General features: G+C 62.7%; 4 protein-coding genes and 1 pseudogene. 3 read left to right on the top strand and 2 right to left on the bottom strand.

Translation table 11 applies throughout. The features are described 5' to 3' along the window. A pseudogene (locus tag DIE03_RS15110) lies at positions 1 to 623 on the bottom strand (hypothetical protein); the annotation flags it as partial. A gap of 19 nt (positions 624 to 642) precedes the next feature. After that, positions 643 to 3,405: a type VI secretion system Vgr family protein gene (locus DIE03_RS15105; RefSeq protein WP_124451585.1), complete on the bottom strand. Its 2,763-nt coding sequence runs from the start codon at positions 3,403 to 3,405 to the stop codon at positions 643 to 645. A gap of 696 nt (positions 3,406 to 4,101) precedes the next feature. On the opposite strand from DIE03_RS15105, the gene DIE03_RS15100 reads away from it, so the two are divergent. The 3 genes from DIE03_RS15100 to DIE03_RS15090 all read left to right on the top strand — a co-directional run bounded on the left by DIE03_RS15100 (position 4,102) and on the right by DIE03_RS15090 (position 6,534). Beyond that, a complete protein-coding gene (locus DIE03_RS15100) occupies positions 4,102 to 4,854 on the top strand; it encodes a hypothetical protein (protein WP_260434892.1) in 753 nt (250 codons plus the stop codon). A gap of 181 nt (positions 4,855 to 5,035) precedes the next feature. Further along, positions 5,036 to 5,851 carry a MipA/OmpV family protein gene (locus tag DIE03_RS15095; RefSeq protein ID WP_124451602.1) on the top strand — a complete coding sequence of 272 codons (816 nt, stop codon included), beginning with the start codon at positions 5,036 to 5,038 and terminating at the stop codon, positions 5,849 to 5,851. Positions 5,852 to 5,859: 8 nt separating this feature from the next. Next, positions 5,860 to 6,534: a response regulator transcription factor gene (locus DIE03_RS15090; protein ID WP_124451581.1), complete on the top strand. Its 675-nt coding sequence runs from the start codon at positions 5,860 to 5,862 to the stop codon at positions 6,532 to 6,534. Positions 6,535 to 6,568 lie beyond the last annotated feature (34 nt).

Raw genomic sequence — 6,568 nt, 5'->3', positions numbered from 1 at the left:
ATCCCCTGGACGGTCACCCATCCGGCCGCGCGGTCGTCGAGGCCGCCGTGCCAGAGATCGGGCAGGCTCGCGCAGCCATTCGTGAACGGACCGCCGCCCCAATAGTCCTTCTCGTTCAGGAAAATCTTGTCGCCATACTCTTTCAACTCTGCGGCGGTTGCCCGATAGCCCCATCGGAAATGAATGACGGGCGAGAAGGACGGGTCAGATTTGATGTAGTTGCCGGACCAAAGCGTCGGATTCAAAAACCCGTCCGGCGTCACGCTTTCCGTGTACTTCGCGGGCACCAATTGCCCGGCATCGATGCCGTGATATTGCAACTGATCGTCCAGCCGCCCGAGCCGTCGGTTCAGACCGTCGCACAGCCCCCGCTCGGCGGCCTCGAACCATTCACCTTCTGAGTTCACGCCATGGACGAAGATGACGACACCAGGCAACGGCATTTGCTTGATGCAGATCAGCCGGGTGTCTTTCGTCCACATCGAGACTCCGTCGCTTCTACCGACGACGATCTGAGGTGGCTCCGGGCGCGGCGCAGCCGCGTCGGGCACGTCGGCCTTCGCGGCGTGCTCGTTGGTGCGTGCTTCCTCTTCCGGCCGAGGATCGGGAGATGAATCAATCATCCGGACTCCTGCGCTTGCGTTAAACATTCTTCTTGGTGAACTGCACCGCCAGCCTCTCGAACCGGTCGGTATCGACCGCCGGCAATTCCCCGGCCGTGTCGGTCGTCAAATTCGACAGCGTTCCCGATGCCTTTCGAACCTGTCCTTCGAACCCCGGCGCCGCGTTACCGTCCGTCGGGCGGATCAGCTTCGGGACGCGGCCGAGCGTGCGTTGATCGAATGCCGGCAGGTCGACGCTCATGCTCGCGGGGCCGCCCCATGCATGACCGTCCGATTTCACGATGAACTTGCCGGGGCATCCCAGTTCGATATCGCTGCCATGCAGTTTGAGATACGCGCCACCGGACGTAACGAATACGACTTCGTCACTCGCCGTGCCGGCCAGCTTGCCGCCGGCCGCAGTCAACTGGATGTTTTTGCCGGACTCGATTTGCGTGTCGTCGTTCTGCGATTGAAGGGCCACTTTCCCCTGATGCGCGATCGCCGATACACCGTCGCCGTGCGCGAACATCGCGACGCCATGCCCGGCATGCAGATTGATTCGCTCGCCGCTCGTGATTTGCATGTGTTGCTGCGCGATCTGATCGATGTTCTCGCCCGCATACGTGACGTGCGTTTTCGGCGTGACGTTCAGCGACCCCGCTCGCGCGCCGAACGCCATGAACGCGGATGCGTCGCCGGTGGCGGCGGATTCCGATCCGCCGGGTTTCCAGTGACGGAATGCGTTGGCGATGTTGTCCTGGCTGGCCGTGTCGGCGGACTGCCCGCCATGCTGGCCGGCATAATCGCCGAGCGACTTGAACAGCGCCCCGCATTGATCGAGCAATTGAATCAGTTCGTCGCGATCGAGCTGACCGCCGGTTGCGTGCGAACGCGCATAGGTCGTCAACAACATGCCTTGGGCAGCGCGCAACGCCGCAGCGGCGTCGGTGCGCAACTCCGCGCCTTCGCCCCGATCGCTCCCGTGTCCGTCCTTGCGCGGCTGCGTCAGGTAGCCGAGATTCAACTGGGTATGCGCATGTTCGCTTGCCAATTGCGCGGAGATTTGCGACGGCGTGTCGTCCAGGCGAAGCTGGTTGTGCCGACGGCCCTTGATTTCCCGCGTCTTGATCCCGGACACGTAGCGATTGCCAGGAAGCGCGCCGGTATTGCTGAAAGTCGCGGGCGGGTTCGCGCCGTTGCTCAACACGCCGATGATCACCAGGCGGTCGGGATCGCCCGAGAGATTCCCCAGCAAGACCTCCATGCCGACACGCGGCAGGAACAGCGCACCGAAGCATTCGCCCGCGAGACTCGCCGCGACGCGGATCGGTGCGCTGTCGCCGGCCAGACCGTTCGTTCCGGCGCCTTGCGCGTGAGCATGGTCCGCCGGATCCAGCCCGTGAATCCGCACACGCACGCGGCCGGCCTTGTCGCAGAACACCTCTTCGCCCTGCGTGCCGACGATCGTGCCGGTCAGCAGGTGAACCGGCGGCACGTCGATCGCCGGATCGTAGGCGGGCTTCAGCGGCACGCCGCGTTGCACGCACGTGAAGCTGTTCTCGTAGCGCGTGTCCGTTGATCCCGATGCATCGGGCGGCGGGGCGGTTGGCGCGAGGTTGCGGCTTGCCGCGAACAGCCCGCTTGTGCGGCCCGACAGGTCTTTCGGCAGGTTGTTCCAGATGACGTGTCGAATCGACGTGACGACGAATCGACGACGATCGATCGACTTCATATCCAGCTCGGGGTCGCCCGCCAGCGTGAACCCGTGTCCCACCAGCATGTCGCGCACGGTGCCGAGGCCTTCGAAGTGCGCGGCTTCGAACTGATGAGCCAGCATCCGGTCGTGCGCGATGCGCGCGTGATCGCGCCACGAGTCGCCGACGTGCGGGATGTCGATCGCGACATCGGTCAGCAGGCGCGCAAGATCGTTCCCCGACTCGCCCTGGCCGATGCCGGTGACGGCCTCGAAGTCGTCCACACGAGCGGTCTTGTAATCCCACGACGGGCGGCGGACCTTGCCGGGCGACAGACGCTGGTCGTACGCGAAGAGGGTGACGGTGTCACGTTGCTCGACGCCGGCGTCGCGCGGGTGAAGGCGTACGGTACCGGCCGGCGCGTCCGGTAGACGATGCGGATCGTCGCAGAACACGAGCGTGTGAATCGGCCGCTCATCGGTCACGCCGCGTCTCCCGTCGACCGGGGCGGCCTTCGCAAAGACCGTGATGCCTTCCCGGCGCAGCAGCCGCCGGATGAAGCGTGCGTCGGATTCGTTGACCTGCCGCGTCAGCTCGCGTGCCGGATACCGATCGGCCTGCAACGTCGACAGGTCGAAATCGAACGCTCGCGCGAGTGCGGAGCTACGCTGTTTCCACTCGTTCATCAGCGTCGCCAGAATCTCCGGCACGCTGCGCGAGCGGAACAGGCGGGCGTTCGTGCGACGGTCCATCAGCGACAGCGCGTCGCACACATCCAGTTGATAGACGGTCAGTTCGCCATCGGATTGACCGGTTCGCACTTCGTGCACGATCGCGTTGATGGCCCGGATGTTGCCGCGGTCGGTCGTCAGCCGGACCGATACGGGCAAGCCGAGAAACAGCGCAGGCGGCAGATGATCGTAGGTCGACACGCAGGTCAGTTGCCCTTCGATCCCCGACATCAGTCCCTCGCGGATATCGGCGTGATGGAGCGCCAGCAGATGGCCGACCGCGCGTTGCGCCTGCCCGAAATGAAGGGAGACTGGACGCTTGTTCAGATCGACCAGACCCGACGCAAAGTTTCTCAAAGTTGCTGCTATCGACATAACGACAATCTCGTTATTTTTGTTCCGGATTCGGATGGGTTCGAATCCGCCTCTCAGGGTGACTAGGCAACGGCACTCGGATTTTCGGTGCGAAGAATAGCAAGATATTTTTATCTTTAGCCAATATTTTTATTTTGAGATGTTGAAAAATTCATTCTTAAACAATGGTTAATGATTGTTTGCTTGGAGTGGATTTTTTATTTAAATGAGAATATGTCGATTCGAATATTTTTAATTGATATTTATCGTGCCTCGTTTTTCCATATCGTTGGTTTAGGGCTTTTGGGGTTCGGACATGATTGAATCGGAATTTGAGAATTCAGAATTGTCCCGACTCAAAATGAGCAGCGGTACGTCAGGCCATTGAAAGCGGTGCGAGCGGGCTTGCGCACTGGCGCGCGATGTGCCGCCCGGGGATCGAATCCGATGGGCGCCGCAGTTCGCTTTGCGTCGGTTGTTGTCGCCGAGGCAACACGGTAGTGTTGTGTTGGCCATTGACGTGCCGCCGGGCCGACAAGGAGCCTGTGACGAGGCGTGCCGGCATCGGCGAATTTCAAGCGGCGGGTGCGTTGCCGGTCATTCCACCCTATAGTGCTCGTCGTTGATCGATCCGCAAGCAATCGGGGGTTCGTCGTGTTTCACCGGAAATTCAAATCGCGTTGTTCGCGCTTCGCGTGCATCGTCGCCGTGACGACGATGCTGGCGCCCGTCGCGGCGCGTGCGGAGGGGGAGGCCGTCGACGGCACGACGCACGTCGCGTCAGCTGTCGATCACGACATGTCGCCGGCACGTCCGATTGCCGGCGACGATCCGGTTGCCATCCGGGACGCGCTGCGGAAGGTGCACGTCAGCACGCTCTCACCTTCGTTGGGCGATCGCGTTCGCGGCGCGGTCGCCGGTGCCGCCGGCCGGCACGGCCCGACGAATCCCGACCTGGCGGCCGTTGGCCTGGATCGTGACGTGACGTTCGTGGTGCCGGTGCGGTACGGGCTGAGATACCGGTCGCGGCGGCAACTGCTGACGCTGGATATCGACCTGTTCGATGCGGAGCGCGAAGGCCGGGCAGGCATCCTGCTCCACAAGGTGACGACGGGGCCGCGAGGGCGCGGGCTCGTGATTGCGCCGGAAGCGAAGGCAAAAGGGTACGTCCAGCACGTCGACATCATCGAACTCGAGGCCGGACAAGGCAAAAAGACCACCGTTCGGAGCCGCATGCGGCTTTCGCCCGCCGAGTACGCACAAACGCATGGCGACTTCGCACTCGTTTTTTCCGGACGCCTGGTTCGGCCTTACCTGACCGAACAAACCGAACATGCCGACCCGAGTATCGAGGAGCCGACGGACATTTCGACGAGGATCGCCACGTTGCACATGGATCTTCACGACATCTGGCTAGTGAGTCCGTCGAGCGGCATCGTGGTGTCGAAGAAGTTGCGGTTGTCGAGGTAGCGGGTTTCGGCGGGCGGGTCATGCAGCTTTGCGCTTCCCGTCGAGCAGAGGGAAGCGCCGCCGCGATGCGATAACCAAAGGCGGTTCTGTCCTTGGACGATATTTTTCCTGGTAAGTGAGCGGTAAGTCGACTGGTCCTACAGTAGCCCCCGTTTCGATCGTCGACTCCAGGAAAATGATAGTGAAAACTGCCTCCCGCCGCGAACGTCCGTTACTGCTGCTTGCCGCTTCATTCGCGTTGTCGTCTGCTTCGGCCTGGGCCGACGACGGCACGATCCTGCCCGATACCGACAATTCAGGACTGACCATCCTCAACAACGCGACGAACGTCACGCATTGGGGATTGGGTGCCGGCGTCGGCATCGAGCCGTCGCCTTACAAGGGGGACAGCAGCCGCGTATTGCCTTTGCCGCTGCTCTATTTCGACAACAAATGGGTACGGGCCATCGGTACCACGGTCGATCTGAAAATCGGCAGCTGGAGCGGCGTCAGTGTCGCGCTGCGTGGCCAGTTCTCGCTCTTCGACGGCTACAAGGGCTCGGACGCACCGATCCTGAACGGCATGGAAAACCGCAAGGGCGCGTTGTGGTACGGGCCTGCACTGTCATGGAGCACCGGCTTCGGCACGTTGTCGGGCAGCTTCCTGCTCGGCGGAAACAAGGGCGAGCGCGCAAAAATCGGCTTCGAGAAGGCGTTTGCGCTCGGCCAGTTCTCGATCGCGCCGCATGTCGGCGTGGAATGGCTGAGCGACAAATACGTCGACTACTATTACGGCGTGCGACCATCGGAGGCACGTGCGTGGCGCGCGGCCTACAACGCCGGTTCGACAGTGAACGTGTCGGCCGGCACCCGTATCGACTATCAGTTGACGAAGCAGCAGACGATTTCCGTGGACCTCGGCGTGTCGCGTCTCGGCGACGCCATCACTGACAGTCCGATCGTCGGAAGACGGTTCGTTCCCGAGGCCAGAATCGGCTACATGTATCGATTCAAGTGAGTGCGAGTATGCCAAGAGTGGCGATTGTCGAGGATCACGAGCGCCTGGCCGGGTTGTTGGGCCAGGCCTTGGCCGCGGCGGGAATCGAATCCGACCGGTTCGGCAATGTCCGGGAAGCCGCCTACGGTGTCGACCAGGCCGATTACGCGCTGCTGATCATCGACCGCGGATTGCCCGACGGAGACGGTCTGGCGTTCCTGAGGACGCTGCGCGCGGCGGGGCGCATGATGCCTTGCCTGATGCTGACGGCGCGCGACGCGTTGCATGACCGCATCGACGGACTCGAAAGCGGCGCCGACGACTATGTGACCAAGCCGTTCGAGATGAGCGAACTCGTCGCCCGCGTACGCACGCTGATGCGGCGCCCGGCGCTGCTCACGACGCTCGTCGCATCGTTCGCGGATGTAACGGTGGACCCGCCGCAGCGCGCGATGCGCTGTGGCGACCGGACGGTACTGCTGGCGCCGGCCGAACTGCAGGTCATGCTCTGCCTGATCGAAGCGGCCGGCCGGACCGTCCGCCATTCGATACTCGAGCATGCCGCATGGGGGCTCGCGGAGGCGGTCACGCCGAACGCGCTCGAGGTGACCGTGCACCGCTTGCGCAAGAAACTGACGGCGATCGGCGCAACGACGCGGCTCACCAATATCCGTGGCGCCGGCTTCGCGCTGCGGGACGCGTGACGATGCTTCGCCGCGTTTCGCCAGTTGCCACTCA

Origin of the sequence: Burkholderia sp. Bp8992 (assembly GCF_003853705.1) — a bacterium.
GTDB lineage: Bacteria > Pseudomonadota > Gammaproteobacteria > Burkholderiales > Burkholderiaceae > Burkholderia.
This window is presented reverse-complemented; position numbering and strand designations above follow the sequence as displayed.